The following is an 18115-nucleotide window of genomic DNA, read 5'->3' on the forward strand; positions in this document are numbered from 1 at the left end:
ACATAAAAAATCATATAAGTTAACATTATATCTTCCAGAGTTAGAAAAACTGAATGATAAATTATTACAGGAGTTGTAGTATGTTTGGATTATTAGATATAGATATAAAGAATATATATAAGGCACTCGAAAAGTTTAAAGAAATAGAAAAAGCAATATTAATTATTATTTTAACTTTTCCTTTGCAATTTCTACTTCAAATCCATCTACAAAGTTTTTTACATCCTTTAACTTAGTATCTTCTGGAACAGAATTAGGTATATCTAATTCTTTATATAATTCATTTAATTCAATTTTAGTTCCAATGGATACTTCTTTTATAGTCATATAGCCCTTAATATCGTCAATATTAATTTTAGACTCTGCAGTTATTTTCTCGGGTAAAAATTTAGAAATTCCAGTAATTTTACTTGCAACTATCACTGTGAAAAACAATCCGACTGCAAGTGCAAATATAGTTGCGGTTTTCCATGTAAAATATAGAGTTAAAAGAAGGATAACATATTTCAAATATCTCATAGGCTTGTCTATTTTTTTGGCATAATAAATTTTTTGTTCATAATTTTCTCTGAGGTCCTTATTCTGGTAATTATCAGGGACTTATAAAATATATTTTTTAAAATAGTAGAACAAGCTGGGGAAAATAGAATATAATTATATAGAAATCTCTTTGCGCTGCATATAAATCTACAGTACAAACTGATCAGGCCAAGAATTAATATGGGTTAATAAAATAATGTTATATGTAGGTAAACTATTATTTAGATTATGCTACAAAAGTTATTTTAAATCATTAAGTTAATTCAAGGAGCCGGGCCAATAGGCAACAGGATTATTACAATACCTGTGGGACAGTAAAATGTTCTACGGGTATTTTTTATTTGCCCTAGAACATTAAGTTATCTTAAAAATGCAGAAGAAACTAGATGTTTTTGGGTATATATTGAATATAAACTATATTTGTAACAACTTAAAAAAGTTGTTACAAACTTTTTAATTATTGGGATATTATAGCTACAGGATATTAAAGTTCTTTTGAGCATCTTAAAAAATATAAGAATACCAACTTGTTATTTAGAGGTGACTATTTAAGATAATTAACTGAAACAAAGAAAAAAATGCATTGCCATAGAGCTATCAAAATAATAAATTTTTGCTAAAAGTCAAAAATTAAAATGGAGGTAACTTTTTATGACAGAACAAAAAAAAGTTAATGAATTGAAAGGTCTTACAAATGAAGAGGCAATTAAATTACAAGAAATGTTTGGAAAAAACCAATTAGTTGCTGAGAAAAAGGAATGCTTTTTTCACAAAATCTTAGAGGTATTAGAGGAACCCATGTTTTTACTATTATTAGTAGCAGCAATAATTTACTTTATACTTGGTGAACCTAAAGATGGAGCAATAATGCTAGTATTTGTTATTGGAATAATTAGCATTGATGTTATTCAAGAATGGAAAACTGATAAAACCTTAAAATCTCTGAAAAATCTATCAGCTCCACAGGTTAATGTAATTAGAAATGGAGTAGAGAATATAATTAATAGTGAAGATTTAGTACCTGGTGATTTAATGATAATTAATGAAGGTGTAAAAATTCCAGCTGATGGTACAGTTGTTAAGTTAAATGACCTTTGTGTAGATGAATCTTCTCTTACTGGTGAAGCTTTAGAGGTTTGGAAAGTTTTAGAGGATACACAAGAGGGTGAAAATCAGGATTATTGGAAAAAGAACTATTGCTATGCGGGAACTTTAGTTACTCAAGGTAGCGGAATAATTTTAGTTGATAAAATTGGATCAGAAACTGAATATGGTAAAATAGGTGTAAACATTGTAGGGGCTCCAAATGAGCAAACACCACTTCAAAAGCAAACAGGTAAGCTTGTTAAAATTTGCGCTGGTATTGCAGCAGTACTTTTTGCTTTAGTTAGTGGAATAACTTATTTAAATCTATCTGACCATATTTTTAAAGATAGAATTATAGAAAGTATTCTTTCAGGAATAACACTTGCAATGGCAATGATACCAGAAGAATTTCCTGTTATTTTAACAGTATTTCTTTCAATGGGAGCATGGAGGCTTGCTAAGAAAAAATCACTTGTTCGTAAACTTCCATCTGTTGAAACATTAGGGGCAATATCTGTTCTTTGTGTAGATAAAACAGGAACTATTACAATGAATAAAATGACTGTAACTGAAACTTTAGCATTTGCTAAAAAAGATTTAGAGGAAATAAATAACAAAAATAAATTAGAATATTCCCAGTCTACAAAAACAAATAATGATAGCAAAAATAATATAGATAATAATAATGGCTTACAAATATTAAAGTCTTTGGAAAAATCAAAAGATAATAAAAGACTATTAGAAATTATGGGAATGGCTTGTGAAACTGAGGCTTATGACCCTATGGAAAAAGCTATGGTGAATCATTGCAAAGAAAATAATATTTGCAAAGATCATTTATTTGGTGGAGAACTTATTTCTGAGTATTCTTTTACTAATGAAAGTAAAATGATGGGACATGTTTGGAGAAGAGAAGAGGGTATTGTTATTGCTTCAAAAGGATCTCCAGAGAAAATTTTAGAAATTTCTGATTTAACTAGTGGAGAACGTGAATTTGTAGAAAAAAGCATATATGAAATGTCTTCTAGAGGACTTAGAGTTATTGCAGTTGGAGAAATGAAAGTAGATAATGAAGAAAATGTTCCAAGCACTTTAGAAGAATGTAAACTTCAGTTTCTTGGGTTAATAGGACTTGAAGATCCCGCTCGAGATTCAATTAAGGAAGATATAAAAGCTTGCATAAAAGCTGGTGTAAGAGTAGTTATGATAACTGGGGATAATGGTATAACAGCAAGTGCAATAGCTAAAAAGGTTGGAATACCACATGGTGATCACATTATTACCGGTGATGATTTAAATAAAATGAGTGATGAAGAGCTTAGAGAAAAAGTTAAAGATGTTAGTATTTTCTCAAGAGTTGTACCAGAGCATAAAATGCGTATAGTAAAGGCGTTTAAAGAAAATGGAGAAATTGTTGCAATGACAGGTGATGGGGTAAATGATGCTCCAGCATTAAAATATGCAGATATTGGAATAGCTATGGGGAAAAGAGGTTCAGAAGTTTCAAGAGAAGCTGCTGATTTAATACTTTTAGATGATAATTTTAGTACTATAGTGCATACAGTTGAAGATGGAAGAAGAATTTATGACAATATAAGAAAAGCAGTAGGATATGTATTTGTAATTCATATTCCAATAGCATTTGCCTCATTACTTGCTCCCTTCCTTGGAATAGGGGCATCTTCATTATTACTATTACCAGTACATGTTGTGCTTTTAGAGCTTGTAATAGATCCTACATGTTCAATTATTCTTGAAAGGCAATTAGCTGAAAAAGATATTATGAACAGGAAGCCACGTAATCCAAAAGAAAGTATATTAACAGCTAAAACATTAACAAAAAGCTTAATTCAAGGTTTGGTATTATTTGCAGCATCATTTGGAACTTACTATTTATATCTAAAAAATAATCCAGATAGTGCAAGTGTTGCAAGAACAATGGGACTTGCCATTATTATGATTTCAAATGTTTTACTAGTTCAAGTAAATAGTTCAAATACTGAATATGCATATAAAACTTTCAAAAATATGATAAAAGATAAAGTTATGTGGGCAGCAAATACAGCAACAATAGCAGGTTTACTTGTAATAGTATACACACCACTTTCAAAGTTTTTATACTTATCACCATTAAGTATAAAACAACTATTAACAGTAATAGGAACATCAATAGTTGCTGTTATGTGGTATGAAATTGTAAAACTAGTTAAGAATATACAAACTCAAAAATAAATGTAAGAGTTAAAAACAAGATAATTACAGGGGGAGTATTCTATATAGAGAAATAGAGGTTTAACGATAGCACGAAACGTGCTATCGTTAAAAGTAGTATGAAGGTACATAAGGCATCAGTACACGACCTTCTGAAGCAGTCTTTTTCTCGCGTATAAGTTTAAAAATCTTGGAGGTCCTTATTCTGGAAACTCTATTTTCAGAATTTACTAACTGGATTACTAGCAATAAAATTATTTTTAAGGATGTTTATATATATTTAATATTCGCTTTAATTTATACCTTGATTATGTCATTTACAATGATTGGATTTGGATTGATATTTATAAAAAATCCACCAAAAGAAATAAATTCAACTTTGGGATATAGAACGAAAATGTCATCTAAAAATAAGGATACATGGAGTTTTGCACACAAGTATGCGGGAAAAGTCTGGTTGTTAAGTGGGGGCGTTAATGCAATTTTATTCATTATTGTATTAAATATTTTTAAAGATTCAGGTGTTTTTGAAAGCATTGTAAATACAATTACCTCTATTCAAATTGCTATATTACTATTAGTTATTCCTTTTACGGAAATAGCTTTAAAAAAAACATTTAATAAAGATGGAAAAAGGAAAATTCAAGGTTTTCCAGTAAAGAATTTAATAATGTGATATTTACAAAATATGTTATAATTAATAATAATATTAAATTGAGAGTTAGTTTTTAATATTGCAAAGATATGTGAAGTACCTAGATTAAGAAGGCGGTCGCTAAATAGGGATTTAGCTAGAAGTTTATAAAGAATTATTTGTAAAGATACTTGATAATTAAGCACGGCGAAACACTTGAAAATTTAACATAAGGTTAATGAGGGAGAGAATTATGAGTAATAAGAGTCAATGGAATAAAGACACACCAGAGGAGCTAAGGACTAGAATAATTGTAGGAACAATTATAGGGATAGTTATTGTACTTATGGGGATTGGTTACTACTTTTATGCAATTAACTACACAAGTAGGGGGAGAATTAATGATTTTCTAAATAAAAGAGAGGGGAAAACACTAAATAGTAAATTTAGTGAAAAAATAAAATGCGCAAACCTTTCAACTGATTATACTGTTGAACAAACTTTAAAAGACATTGAGACTTTAGAGTTAAACACAATTAACCTACCAATTGTTATAAACATAGATGATCTAGATTCAAGCAATGTAAGTATTTATGATAATAGTCTTCAAAGAGCAAAATTACTTTTAGATAAAATTAAGGGAAAGAAAATAAATGTTATATTAGAGCCATATCCTTGGATTGCAAATGGGAGTAAGTATGAAACAGAGTTTAATCCTACTAATAAGGAGCAATTTTTTTCTAACTGGGAGAATAAGGTTTTAAAACCTATAATAGATGAAATAGCAATTCCATATAGAGTAGATGCATTGAATATTGCTGCAGGGTTTAATAAATTAGAGAATATGGAAGATGAATTTTGTAATATGATTGACTTTGCAAGACAGTATTACAAGGGATTAGTTACTTATAGGACTAGCTTTTGGACAACTGCTAATTGGAAAGATGAAGTAACTAAAAAACAAGTTGATGAACTTAATAAAAAGTATGAAAACAAGTTAAATAATAAAATATTTTCAAAGGTGGACTTTATATCAATTGCATCATATTTTGAGTTAACTGATAATGATCTAAATACCGTGGAAAACTTAGTTAAGGCTTTAACTTCTTCTCAAAGATATCTTAGGGAGCAAGAAATTAAGCAACAAGTTGAAAACTTCTATGATAAGTGGAACAAGCCAATTTTCTTTGGAGAATTAGGGTTTCCAAGAACAACTAAAGCATCAGTAGAACCATGGAATCCATACCTTTCAAAAGACATAAGTGGGCAAGAACAAGCTAATTGTTTTAAAGCGTATAAGCAAGTGTATGAAGAAGAGCAATGGTTTTTAGGATTTTCATATTTTGCAGTTGGAAACAAGGATGGGGATAAAATGTATTATCCAAGTGAAAAAACTGTAGAAGTTATGAAGAGTTGGTTTGACGCTAATTAGAAGGAGCGTTAGTTGGCTATTTACTTTGGGAATATGGTCATGGAATTATAGAAGAAAAGGTAAGAAAGCAATGAAAAACAACTAAATTATGCTGCTTATCACAAATACCGTATTATTAAGAAGATGATTGGAATTTATTGTTAAAAATGTTTTAGAATATTTATATATACATATCTAGTATATAATTAAAGCATATAATAAAAAATTAATAAGAGGTTATAGTATAAGTAGAGGATTATTAGATACTATTAAGTAAGATGTATGAAGAACAGCTAGGTGAAGGTGAAGATTATTTAAAAATAAAAAGAACTGTATGTATAAATATTTTGAATTTTAAATATCTAAAAACTACAAAATTTCATACAGGATATAGATTGAAAGAAATGGAAACGCATGAAGAGTTAACAGATATTATTGAAATGAATTTTATTGAAGTACCAAAACTTGAAGAAAATAGTGGTGAAAAAGATCTGTTAGTTGCATGGACAGAATTTTTAAAAAATCCTGAAAGTGAAAAAGTTAGACATTTAGAGATGGATATTGAAGAAATAAGAAGTGCAAAAGATGAATTAATAAGAATGAGCAATGATGAAAAAGAAAGAGAAATTTATGAAATGAGGTCAAAAATACTAAAGGACAAAGTAAGTGCTCTTAATAGCGCTGAAAGAACTGGAGAAATGAATAAGTCTAAATTAGGAATAAGAAACATGCTTGCAAAAGGAATGGATACAAAATCTATTACAGAAATATTAGAGATAAGCGTTGAGTTAGTAGAAGAAGTTATTAATGAATAATAATATAAAAAAATTTTCCATATGGGCTTAGAAGTAATTAACTTCTAGGTCTTTTTGAATGAATATTTCCAACGTGACGTGGTGTTTGTCATACCTGAGTTTGCGAAGGTTAAAATTTACAAATCTAAACAATTACGTTTTAAGGGGAGAATGATATGTTAGATTCATTAATTAAGTCGTTGTTTATAGTAGTACCAATGTTATTAAGTATGGAAGTTTCTTATCTAGAAAGTTCTAAAGGTAGATTACATTATTATGGGCAGGGATCCATGCAATAAAATTAGCTAATGAAGAGGAGGTAGAAGCAATTAATAAGGCTAATAATAATATTGTTTAATAAATAGTAATTTGTAAGGAGTGATAAGTGTGATATTAACTATTTAAGATAAATATCAAAAGGAATTAATAGTAAGAGGAATATTATCTAAGCTACCAGATTGGTTTGGATTGACTGAGATTATAGAGGAATATGTTAAATGTAGCAAAGAAATGCCTTTATGGGCTGATATAGAAGATAAACAAGTAAGAGGATTTATTACATTAAAAGAAACAAGCCCATTTACTGTTGAACTTTATGTTATGGGTGTATTGAAGGAGTTTCATAGAAATAAAATAGGTAATGATTTATTTAAAACTTGTTATGAGTATTCTAAAGATCAAGGTTATTTATATATGCAAGTTAAAACAGTGAAGAAGGCTGTTATGAGGAGTATGATAGAACAATTGCCTTCTATAAGAATCTTGGATTTAAAGAACTTGAATGTTTTCCTATACTTTGGGATGAATGGAATCCTTGTCAGATTTACATTATATCTCCTAAATAAATTCTAAAAAGTAAATTAGATTGATAAATACATTTATCACAGAAAAAGATACTATAAAAACTAAAAAATTTATAGTACAAAGTAATATACAGTATAACTATACTATGATTAAAGATTTTAAGACAAGACAAGAGATATATGTATAAGTTTTATTTAATTCACATTTTTACTGGAATTATATTCTATAAATTAGGTATAATATAAACTAATAAGCAATTGTATCAATAAGATAATGAATTTTTTATTGAATTAATATATAAATTTATGGAGGTGAATTATATGGGTGAAAATAAGGATAAAAACAAAAACGACTATTATTTCCCCATTTGTACAGGAGTAGGTCTTACGTTTGGCGTAATATTTGATCAGTTAGCGATAGGATTGTGTTTAGGCGTTGCAATTGGTCTTGCTTTAGATAATAAAAAGAAACAATAAATTAAACTTGTTTCTTAGATTTTATTTTTAATATATTATTAATGGGTAATATTATTTGAAAATTTGATAATGAGGTATAGGTATGATATAAAAATAATAGAAAGAGGTGAACTTGATGAGCAGATTCTACTCCTACTTTTAATATAAAAAATGTAAGGAGAATAGTATGATTAAAAAATTTGATTTAAGTAAATTAGAGGAAGTAATGGGCATCTGGCTTGAGACTAACATAGATGCTCACAATTTTATACCGAAAGAATACTGGACTGAAAATTTTGATATGGTTAAAGAAATATTACCATCAGCTGAGATTTATATATATGAGGAAAGTAACATTATAAAAGGATTTATAGGCGTTGTAGAACAAAATTATATAGCTGGGCTTTTTGTGAAAAAAGAATATCAAAGAGAAGGTATAGGGGAAAAATTGATAAAATATTGTAAATTAGAGTATCCATGCCTTATATTAGATGTCTTTATGAAAAATAAAAAGGCAGTGGATTTTTATCATAAGAATGATTTTATAGTTCAGGAAGAACGTATTCATGATGATACAAAAGAGCTAGAATACACTATGTCTTTTGATAAGAAATAATTTGTTTTCAGAATTTGCTAATAATACCTAAAAGTTTTAATATAATTTTATAAAATATTTAATTCTAGATTAGATTATTTTATAGTTGTCCTAAGTGGGATATAATAATAGATAATTAATAGAATAGATTAATGAAGAGGAGTTATAGAATAGGAGGGATATATTATGTTAATATTCGCTTTAATTTATACGCTTATTATGTCGTTTACAATGATTGGATTTGGACTAATATTTATAAAAAATCCACCAAAAGAAATAAATTCAACTTTTGGATATAGAACAAAAATGTCATCTAAAAATAATGACACATGGAGTTTTGCACACAGGTACGCTGGAAAAGTTTGGTTGTTAAGCGGGGGCGGTAATGCAATTTTATTCATTATTGTATTAAATATTTTTAAAAATTCAAGTGTTTTTGAAAGCATTGTAAATACAATTACCTCTATTCAAATTGGTATATTACTATTAGTTATTCCTTTTACGGAAATAGCTTTAAAAAAAACATTTGATAAAGATGGAAAAAGGAAATTTTAAGATTTTCCAGTAAATAAATCAATTAATAGGGGGGCTTAATATGGATATAATTAAGACCAATAGGTTAGTTTTTAGACAATTTACACAAGCAGATATTGATAATTTATTTCTTCTTTTAAGTGACCCAATTGTAATGAAGTATTGTTCAGGTACTATAAATATGATAGGTACACAAAAATGGTTAGACATAGCTATTGAATCTTATGAAAAATATGGTTATGACTATTGGGCGGTGTATGAAAGGGATACAGATACTTTTTTAGGACAAATAGGGATATTAAATCAAGAAATTGATGGTACCCAGGAAGATTGCTTGGCATTCATGATAGGACAGAAATATTGGAATAAAGGATACGTGACAGAAGGGGCTATTGCTTGTATTAATTATGCTTTTAAATATTTAAAACTTGAAAAATTAATTGCTACAGTTGAGCAAGAAAACTTACAATCAATATGCGTATTGAGGAAAATTGGAATGAAGTATATTCGTGAGGCAAATTATGGGGATGAAAAGGTACACGTTTATTCAATCAACAAAAGCGCGTGTCATGTATAACTAGAATTTGAAAATAATAACTATTTTAAATAAAACAGTAATAGAGGTTATAGAATATGAAAAGTATTAATGTACATTTGAAAATTGCAACGGTATCTTTTCTTGCTATTGTTCTAGCTGGACTTGTATGGCTTGGAATAACATTTGTAAGTAGAAAATTTGGAATTAAATTGTTTGAAAATAATGTAATAAGTACTATGGGCTTAGCGAGTTGCATTTTGGTATGTCAGTATTTTGTTATTAAAAAATATAATAATGGTAGATTTAGCTTTGATTTTATTGGATTAGCATTTAAACAAAATAGTTTTAAATTACTTTTTATAGGTATTGGAGTAGGAACACTAATGTATTTCTCTTGGGCCTTAATTTTGATTGTAATGAAAATTGTAAAATTTAAAGGCATAGGTTCTACCTTTTGCCCTGTATATAATGTTACTATAGGCATTATTAGCGCTTTGGTAATGAGTATTTTTGCTAGTTTTTCTGAAGAAATATTATGTAGAGGGATTATTTTAAATCAGTTAATGCAATTTAAGGGGAAAATCTTTGCTCTTATAATAAGTTCTTTAATATTTACAATGTGTCATACCCAGTATTATCATGATTTTAGTGCTTTATTATCCGTGTTTGCTATGGTAATTCTATTTGGGTATGTCTATGTAATAACGGGATCATTATATCTATCTATAGGGTTACATTTTGCTGTAGATTTCTTTCAATTAATATCAGGTGTTTCTAATAATTTTTTACTGTTTGATATTAAAGTGAGTGACTCGCAATTAAGTATATATTTATCAGATGCACAACTTTTTGTAATATTAATACTCATTTTAGTTTTGGTATTAATGGATATTAAAAAAATAGGTTTCAATAGTAAGATTTAATAAATTATTGAGCGATTATTCATTTAGAGATGACTGGAATATGCGAAGATGATATATAATAATTTATTGCAGCTAGTGTGATGAGCATAAAAACATCACGAGAAAGCACCTAGAATTGATATGCTCCCTTTATAGTAGACAGTTGAAATAATAAAAACTGTTTATATAGAGGGAGCATTTTATTATGGAAAGAAAAACTAAAATATTGTCAGAAATTAAGATAGAGGTTGTTAAAGAGTATTTATCAGGAAAAATAAGTGTACGGCAAATAGCTTATCAACTACAAGTTTCTAGCTTCTCGGTTGAGGAATCGGTATCTGTCAACTCACTTGACAGATACCGGTATTGTTTCTTATATATTAAGTCACCCTAACAATAATCCATTGGTATTCGATACATTGGATAAAGCTATCGCTACGAACCCAACTGCAAAACCTATTTTTCATAGTGATCGTGGTTATCAATATACAAATAGAACGTTCAAAAGTAAATTAGATAAAATAGAAGCAACACAGAGCATGTCTAGAGTTAGCAGCTGCATTGATAATGGACCTATGGAAGGTTTTTGGGGGATACTTAAAGTTGAAATGTATTATCTAAGAAAATTTGATACGTATGAGGAACTTGAACAAGCCATTGACGAATATATAGATTTTTATAACACACAAAGATTACAGAAAAAGTTAAAAAGTATGACTCCAATAGAATATCGAAGTCATACTTTAACAGCGTAATTTTTATTATTTACCCTGTCTACTTGACAGGGGGCAGTTCAAATGAATAGGCTATATATATTGGTAATTTCCACTATTGTATATAATATGCTAAAATAAAGTAAATATTGAAATTATTAAAACAAGGGAATTAGAGATGTAGTAAATTCATTAACAAGCATATTTAAATGAATCAATAGATACTTTAGAAAAATGCAATGCTTGGACTGAATAAGATAATTAAAGATAAATTTAATGTGGTTAAAGAAGAGAAATAGATTGGGGTACAAGCAATTACACTAGATATAGAGAGGAGATAGTTGATGTTTAATATAATGATAGTGGAAGATAATAATCAATTACAAAATGAAATAGCTAATATTTTAGTGCATAATGGATATAGTGTTATAAAGAGTAATAAATTTAATGAAATACCTAAAGTGGTTAAGGATAAAAATCCTGATTTAATATTATTAGATATTAATTTGCCAGAAGTTGATGGGTTTAGTATATGTACTGAAATACGTAGTTTTTCTAAGGTGCCTATTATATTTGTTACAAGTAGAAGTACAAATATTGATGAATTAATGAGTATAACCTTAGGTGGGGATGATTTTATTACTAAACCATATAATACTCAAATTCTTTTGGCAAGAATAAATTCACTTTTGAAAAGAGCATATCCAAATGTAACATCAATGGATGTTATAGAGCATAATGGAATTAGTCTAAATATGTTAACAAGTAAAATAAAATATGAAAATAATGAAATAGAACTTACTAAAAATGAAGCGAAAATACTTAGGTATTTATTGATTAATAAAGGGAAAATAGTTTCACGCGTAGATATTATGGAGTATTTATGGGATAGTTCATTATTTGTAAATGATAATACTTTAACTGTAAATATGACAAGAGTAAAGAATAAGTGTGAAGAAATTGGCGTAAAAGATTTTATAAAAACTAAAAGAGGACAGGGTTATATAGTATGAGGTTAGGTGAATATTTAAAAGGAAAACGTAGTGATATTTTAGTAAATATTATAGGGTTAATTACTTTAATCATATTTCTTTTTAGTGTAGGAAATACATTTGATGCTATAGTAACTGTTTTAATAACTTGGATTACTGTAGTTGTATTATTTTTTATTTATGAATATAGACAGAGGAAATTATATTTCAAGGAGCTTGAAGAAAGTATAGATAAGCTAGATAAGAAATATCTTATTTGTGGAGTTATAGATTATCCGAGGTATATTGATTCAGTTCCATATTATATAATGATGAAAAAAGCTAGTAAATCTATGATAGAAGAAATAACTAGAGTGAAGAATCAACGTAAAGATTATAAAGAATATATTGAGCAGTGGATTCATGAAGTTAAAACTCCAATTGCTGCCATTAAGATAATAGAGGAAAATAATAAATCAGATGTATCAAGAGTAGTATTAGGGGAGCTTGGAAAAATAGATGGTTTTGTTGAACAAACACTATTTTATGCTAGAAGTGAAGAGGTTGAAAAAGACTACTTAATAAAAGAGATTTCTTTGGAGCAATGTGTTAATGAGGTTATTATAAAAAATAAGCAGTTATTTATTTCTAATAATATAAATATAGAGTTATATGAATTAGATAAGAATATTTATTCTGATAGCAAATGGGTAGAGTTTATAGTTAATCAGGTAGTTATTAATTCTATAAAATATAGAATTAAGGATAATCCAGAGGTTAGAATATATACTTTAGATATTAAAAATGGTATTCAACTTATTATTGAGGACAATGGTATAGGAATAGATGATAGTGAGATAAATCGTGTGTTTGAAAAAGGATTTACAGGTAATAATGGTAGGTTAAATCAGAAATCTACAGGAATAGGATTATATCTATGTAAAAAATTATGTGATAAATTAGGGATAGGAATAGCTATAGAATCTCATAAAAACATATATACCAAAGTAATAATCACTTTTCCTAAGGGAAGTTTTTGCAGAGTAGGGGGCTGATAAGGCTCTTTTTTGCTGTAAAGAATATGATTACTATAGTGACAAAGTTGTAACTTAAAAGTAATATTAAATCGAATTAGATAGATAGTTTCGGGTGTAGAATATTATTGAGGTGAGGGAAATGGAAAAAATATTAAGTATAAAGAATATAGAGAAGTATTATGGAAACAAAGGGAATATGGTAAAGGCAATTGATGATATTAGTTTTGATGTTTTTAAAGGTGAGTTTGTAGGGGTAATGGGTCCGTCTGGTTCAGGAAAAACAACATTGTTAAATAATATATCTACAATAGATGAGGTTAGTGCAGGACATATTTATATTAACGAAAAAGACTTAACTGAAATTACTCCAAAAGAAATTGCTAAGTTTAGAAGAGAAAATTTAGGGTTTATATTTCAGGATTTTAATTTGTTAGATACATTAACTATTCATGAAAATATAGCTTTAGCATTGACAATTAATAGAACTAAAAAAAATGAAATAGATAGTAGAGTAGCCGATGTAGCTAGAGAACTTGGTATAGAAGATATACTTTCAAAGTATCCTTATGAAGTTTCAGGAGGGCAAAAGCAAAGATGTGCTTGTGCAAGAGCTTTAATAACAAATCCTAAACTTATTTTAGCAGATGAACCAACAGGAGCTTTAGATTCTAGGTCTGCTCAAATGTTAATAGAAATGATTTCACAATTAAATAAGGAATTAGAAGCAACAATTTTAATGGTAACTCATGATTCATTTACGGCAAGTTATTGTGACAGAATTTTATTTATTAATGATGGTAAGATTTTTACTGAGCTCGTAAAGGGGAAAAATACTCGTAAACAATTCTTCAATCAAATCTTAGATGTAGTTGCACTACTAGGAGGCGATGTTAGAAATGTACGCTAAACTGGCAATTAATAATGCAAAACGTTCAATTAAAGATTATTTAATATATATTGTTACATTAACAATATGCGTAAGTTTATTTTATGGATTTAGTTCATTATCAAGTTCGAATTATACACTTGTAACTGAGGATATGTTTAACTTTGACATTTTAAAAGAAATGCTTAAATACTCAACTTATGGAGTAACGGCATTGCTAGTATTACTTGTTGGATATGTGAATAAATATATGATGAAGAGGCGTCAAAAGGAGTTTGCAACATATATATTACTTGGGACAGAACAAAGAAGTGTAGCATTAATGTTTTTTGTTGAAACTCTAATAATAGGAGTAATTTCAATTGTAGCAGGTATTTTAATTGGAACTTTATTTTCTCAAGTTGTAACAGCTCTAATACTTATGACAGCAGGTCAGGAAATAATATTTTCATTTAAAATATATACAGATACTATATTAATCACTTTTGCATTTTTTATAACTATATTCTGTATAATTGGATTTTTCAATATAGGATATTTAAATAAAATTAAGTTAATTAATATGTTAAATAGTGAAAAGAAAACAGAGTTTCAATTTAAAAGAAGTAAGGTTGTATATATAACAGTATTTTTAATGTCTATAGCTTCTTATAGTACTTGTGGGGTCTACGCATACAAGATTTTATATAGTTCAGGTAAGGATGTTATTTTGGCAGAACAAAAAATGATGTTTGCCCTTATAGCATTAGTAGCTTTTATAGTAGGAACATATGCACTATTTTATTCAGCTTCATATATAGCCATTGTTATTAAAAATAAATGGACAGGTTTTAAGTATGAATACACTAATCTATTTTTAATTGGGGCTATTGTTTCTAAAATAAAAACAGTGCCTATATTAATGGCTACAATTTCATTAACATTATTAGGATCAGCTTTATGCTTCACTATAACTTTACTAATGTCACAATGGAGCTTAGGCTATTTAGAGTATAGAATTCCATTTGATGTAAATATATCAAATCAAAATATAAGTATAACTGATATTAATGATATGCCTAATATTAATTATGATGAAATTGTTGAATATATGGATATTAATAATCATCCTTTAAAAAATTATTGTCAGGTTGAAACTTATTTTATAGAAGAAAAAGATTTTTATATAAAAGATAAAATAAAGATGCCCATACTTGCAATTGGATTAAGTGACTTCAATACTTTGAGAAAAACATTAGGTTATGAGGAAGTTACCTTAAAAGAAAATGAGTTTACAATGCAATGGGATAAAAAGGTAGATGAAAGTGAAATTAAAGAGTATATAAATAATAATTCCATTATTAATGTTAATGGAGAAGAGTTTAAAGTTAGTTCTAATTCACATTATATAGACAGCTTGGGAGAAAATATTTATAATTTTTGGACAGATACATTAATAGTTTTACCAGATGAAGTGTGTGAAGAACTAATGATAGCTAGTACTCAATTTTACGGAAATATTAAAGCAAAAATGAATTATGAAGAAGCATTGAAAATAGAAGAGTTTGCGTCAACTTGGTTTAGGGAAAAGCATATTGATTTGTATAATAAATATGAAGAAAGTGAAGAAGAAAATTATAGTTTTACTGATCCTGCTAAGATTAGAATGAAGGTAGCTGAAACTAGTGTAGTAATAACTATGAGCTTGTTTATGAGGATACTTGGAATATACTTGGGAGCAGTTTTACTAATGATTAGTTTAACAGTTTTAGCACTTCAACAATTATCAGATTCTATTGATCATAAACAAAGGTTTAAAACTCTAAAGAAACTTGGTATAGAGAAAAAAGAAATTAATAAATTAATATTAAAACAAATAGGTTGTTATTTTGTAATACCTATATTTATAGCAATAATTGGGTTATTAATATTCTTATATAATTATTCAGTAATATTTAGGGAGCAAATAAATTTATATATAGGAAATAGCGCATTTATATTGAATATGATTATTGGGATATCACTAATTATAATTATTTATTCATGTTATTTTATGGCTACTTATTATACATTTAAAAGAAATATTGAATAAAATTAGATAGGGATTATTAACGTAAACAAGATGCAGAGCTTGAAAAAAAGTATGAAGAATATAGCAAATTGACAGTTGACTTAAAGAATAAAAAAAATTTGCAGGTTATCTATTGGAATTTATAGTGAATAGAGTATTATATAATTATACTAACTTATATAGTTAAACTAAAGTGATTATGAAGTTGTTACTATTAATGAAAAAGTTTCATATAAGGAGGATTTATAATATGGATATTATAATCGAAACTAAAAATCTTACTAAGAGTTATGGGAATTCAAGGGGGATAATTGATGTCAATTTAACTGTGGAGCAGGGCGAAATATTTGGGTTTATTGGACCTAATGGAGCAGGTAAATCTACCACCATTAGAACACTACTTTCATTAATAAACAAAACAAGTGGTGAAGCTAAAATTTTTGGACTTGACTGTGAAAAAGACAAAGTGCAAATTCTTAAGGAAGTTGGATATTTACCATCAGAAGTATTTTACTATGACAATATGAAAGCTAAGGATTTACTAAATTATTCTGCTAGCTTTTATGGTAAAGATTGCTCTTCAAGAATAGAGGAATTATCAGAAGCTCTTGAGTTAGATTTAAATAAGAAGATTGAAGATATGAGCTTAGGTAATAAGAAGAAAGTAGGAATTGTACAAGGGTTATTACATTCACCTAAATTAATAATACTAGATGAACCTACATCAGGTTTAGATCCTTTAATGCAAAAAAAATTCTTTGAAATTATAAAGAAAGAAAATGAGAGAGGAGCTACAGTGTTATTCTCATCACATATATTAAGTGAAGTTCAAAAGATTTGTGACAGAGTAGCTATTATAAAAGACGGAAGGATTATAAAAACTGAAAAAATAAGTGATTTAAAGCAAAGTGCATATAAAAAAGTAACTTTTAATATAACTGATGAAGCACCTAAGGAGTTAAATATATCTGGATCTAAAAACGTTGAAATTAATGGTCAAAATATTGCATTCCTTTATAAAGGTAATATTAACTCACTATTAGATGAAATAGGAAAATTTCAATTAACAAACATAGATATAACTGAGCCTTCACTAGAGGAAATATTTATGCATTATTATGAAGCATAAGGGGGGACAAGACGTTGAATATATTTAAATTTGAATTAAAGTCAGCCTTGAAAAATTCACTTATCTGGCTAGTAGTTTTGCTCACATTAAATTTAGTATTTATGAAAGCTATGTATCCGCTTTATATTGATGCAGCAAAAGATATAGAGGAAGTAGTAGCTAATTTTCCACCAGAATTTACTGCAGCTTTTGGATTTAATATAAAAGAAATATTTCAATATGGAGGATTTTACTCCTTCTGTTCTAATTATATAGTTTTATGTGGAGCAATAATGGCAGTATATTTAGGTGTATCAACTTTTGCCAGAGAGAAAAAAGTTAAGACTATGGATTTTCTTTTTACAAAACCAATATCTAGAGAAAAAATATTTTCATGTAAATTATTAGCTAATATTTCTATTATTGTAATTACTAATATTGTTTTTATTACCTTAGCTTATTTTATATATGAAAGCAGTGGAGATACTACTACAACAATTGAAAAAACCTTATTAGCTACAAGTGGTTTGTTTTTTACACAATTAGTATTTTTAGCCTTGGGAATTATATTTGCAATATTTGCAAAGAAAGTAAGAAGTATAGCTGGTATAGCGATAGCCTTTGGTTTTGGTGGCTTTATAATATCTGCAGTAGCTAACATTATAGATGAAGAAATATTAAATTATATAGCACCAATGAAATATTTTGCTCCAAATTCTGTTTTTAGTAATGGAGCTTTTGAGATGAAATATGTTATTACAGCAATAGTTATAATAGTTGTTTGTATAGGGACTTCCTTTATTAAATATAAAAACAGTGATATACAAGCTGTCTAGGAGGTGAAGG

At 27.8% G+C, this 18115-nt stretch carries 20 protein-coding genes, 1 pseudogene and 1 riboswitch; of the genes and pseudogenes, 20 read left to right on the forward strand and 1 reads right to left on the reverse strand.

All coding sequences use genetic code 11. The features are described 5' to 3' along the window. Positions 1-165 precede the first annotated feature (165 nt). Positions 166-519 (reverse strand): hypothetical protein, encoded by a 354-nt coding sequence (locus BLS77_RS00835; protein ID WP_139164798.1) that lies wholly within the window; start codon positions 517-519, stop codon positions 166-168. 170 nt (positions 520-689) lie between these two features. Further along, a riboswitch (NiCo riboswitch) is annotated at positions 690-857 on the forward strand. A gap of 334 nt (positions 858-1191) precedes the next feature. On the opposite strand from BLS77_RS00835, the gene BLS77_RS00840 reads away from it, so the two are divergent. From BLS77_RS00840 to BLS77_RS00915, 20 genes and pseudogenes are all read left to right on the forward strand, one after another. Continuing rightward, complete coding sequence (locus BLS77_RS00840) at positions 1192-3858, forward strand: cation-translocating P-type ATPase (protein WP_089964909.1); 2667 nt, start codon at positions 1192-1194, stop codon at positions 3856-3858. Between the two features lie 289 nt (positions 3859-4147). Next, positions 4148-4513 (forward strand): SdpI family protein, encoded by a 366-nt coding sequence (locus BLS77_RS00845; protein ID WP_089966463.1) that lies wholly within the window; start codon positions 4148-4150, stop codon positions 4511-4513. A gap of 211 nt (positions 4514-4724) precedes the next feature. After that, the gene (locus BLS77_RS00850) at positions 4725-5903 is read left to right on the forward strand and encodes a glycoside hydrolase family 113 (protein WP_242873898.1); all 1179 of its coding nucleotides are present in this window, start codon (positions 4725-4727) and stop codon (positions 5901-5903) included. Between the two features lie 257 nt (positions 5904-6160). Beyond that, entirely contained in the window at positions 6161-6697 is a 537-nt protein-coding gene (locus tag BLS77_RS00855) for an Rpn family recombination-promoting nuclease/putative transposase (RefSeq protein WP_185169356.1), read from the forward strand. 155 nt (positions 6698-6852) lie between these two features. Further along, positions 6853-6975, forward strand: coding sequence for a hypothetical protein (locus BLS77_RS20475; protein WP_278336631.1), 123 nt, complete (start codon positions 6853-6855; stop codon positions 6973-6975). 169 nt (positions 6976-7144) lie between these two features. Next, on the forward strand, positions 7145-7528 hold the full coding sequence (locus BLS77_RS00860; RefSeq protein WP_242873899.1) for a GNAT family N-acetyltransferase: 384 nt from the start codon (positions 7145-7147) through the stop codon (positions 7526-7528). A 16-nt stretch (positions 7529-7544) separates the two neighbouring features. Further along, positions 7545-7667 (forward strand): annotated as a pseudogene (locus tag BLS77_RS20695) (IS1595 family transposase); the annotation flags it as partial. 133 nt (positions 7668-7800) lie between these two features. Next, positions 7801-7956 carry a glycine zipper domain-containing protein gene (locus BLS77_RS19625; protein ID WP_167866517.1) on the forward strand — a complete coding sequence of 52 codons (156 nt, stop codon included), beginning with the start codon at positions 7801-7803 and terminating at the stop codon, positions 7954-7956. 166 nt (positions 7957-8122) lie between these two features. Further along, positions 8123-8551: an N-acetyltransferase gene (locus BLS77_RS00865; RefSeq protein WP_089964910.1), complete on the forward strand. Its 429-nt coding sequence runs from the start codon at positions 8123-8125 to the stop codon at positions 8549-8551. A gap of 165 nt (positions 8552-8716) precedes the next feature. Beyond that, positions 8717-9085, forward strand: a complete 369-nt coding sequence (locus BLS77_RS00870; RefSeq protein ID WP_089964911.1) for an SdpI family protein — start codon at positions 8717-8719, stop codon at positions 9083-9085. 40 nt (positions 9086-9125) lie between these two features. Beyond that, positions 9126-9641: a GNAT family N-acetyltransferase gene (locus tag BLS77_RS00875; protein ID WP_089964913.1), complete on the forward strand. Its 516-nt coding sequence runs from the start codon at positions 9126-9128 to the stop codon at positions 9639-9641. Between the two features lie 56 nt (positions 9642-9697). Further along, positions 9698-10525: a CPBP family intramembrane glutamic endopeptidase gene (locus tag BLS77_RS00880; protein ID WP_089964915.1), complete on the forward strand. Its 828-nt coding sequence runs from the start codon at positions 9698-9700 to the stop codon at positions 10523-10525. Positions 10526-10709: 184 nt separating this feature from the next. Next, complete coding sequence (locus tag BLS77_RS19630; protein WP_175490722.1) at positions 10710-10898, forward strand: hypothetical protein; 189 nt, start codon at positions 10710-10712, stop codon at positions 10896-10898. Positions 10899-10923: 25 nt separating this feature from the next. Beyond that, positions 10924-11259, forward strand: coding sequence for an IS3 family transposase (locus tag BLS77_RS00885; RefSeq protein WP_242873900.1), 336 nt, complete (start codon positions 10924-10926; stop codon positions 11257-11259). 302 nt (positions 11260-11561) lie between these two features. Further along, positions 11562-12230 (forward strand): response regulator transcription factor, encoded by a 669-nt coding sequence (locus BLS77_RS00890; RefSeq protein ID WP_089964917.1) that lies wholly within the window; start codon positions 11562-11564, stop codon positions 12228-12230. Further along, a complete protein-coding gene (locus BLS77_RS00895) occupies positions 12227-13243 on the forward strand; it encodes a sensor histidine kinase (protein WP_089964918.1) in 1017 nt (338 codons plus the stop codon). The genes BLS77_RS00890 and BLS77_RS00895 overlap by 4 nt, the downstream gene beginning before the upstream one ends. Positions 13244-13364: 121 nt before the next feature. Then, positions 13365-14132, forward strand: a complete 768-nt coding sequence (locus BLS77_RS00900) for an ABC transporter ATP-binding protein (RefSeq protein ID WP_089964920.1) — start codon at positions 13365-13367, stop codon at positions 14130-14132. Further along, on the forward strand, positions 14122-16182 hold the full coding sequence (locus tag BLS77_RS00905; protein ID WP_089966467.1) for an FtsX-like permease family protein: 2061 nt from the start codon (positions 14122-14124) through the stop codon (positions 16180-16182). Before BLS77_RS00900 ends, BLS77_RS00905 begins: the two co-directional genes overlap by 11 nt. Positions 16183-16411: 229 nt before the next feature. After that, a complete protein-coding gene (locus BLS77_RS00910; RefSeq protein WP_089964921.1) occupies positions 16412-17290 on the forward strand; it encodes an ABC transporter ATP-binding protein in 879 nt (292 codons plus the stop codon). Positions 17291-17304: 14 nt separating this feature from the next. After that, complete coding sequence (locus BLS77_RS00915) at positions 17305-18105, forward strand: ABC transporter permease (RefSeq protein WP_175490724.1); 801 nt, start codon at positions 17305-17307, stop codon at positions 18103-18105. Positions 18106-18115: the final 10 nt, after the last annotated feature.

Origin of the sequence: Clostridium gasigenes, assembly GCF_900104115.1 — a bacterium.
Lineage (GTDB): Bacteria > Bacillota > Clostridia > Clostridiales > Clostridiaceae > Clostridium > Clostridium gasigenes.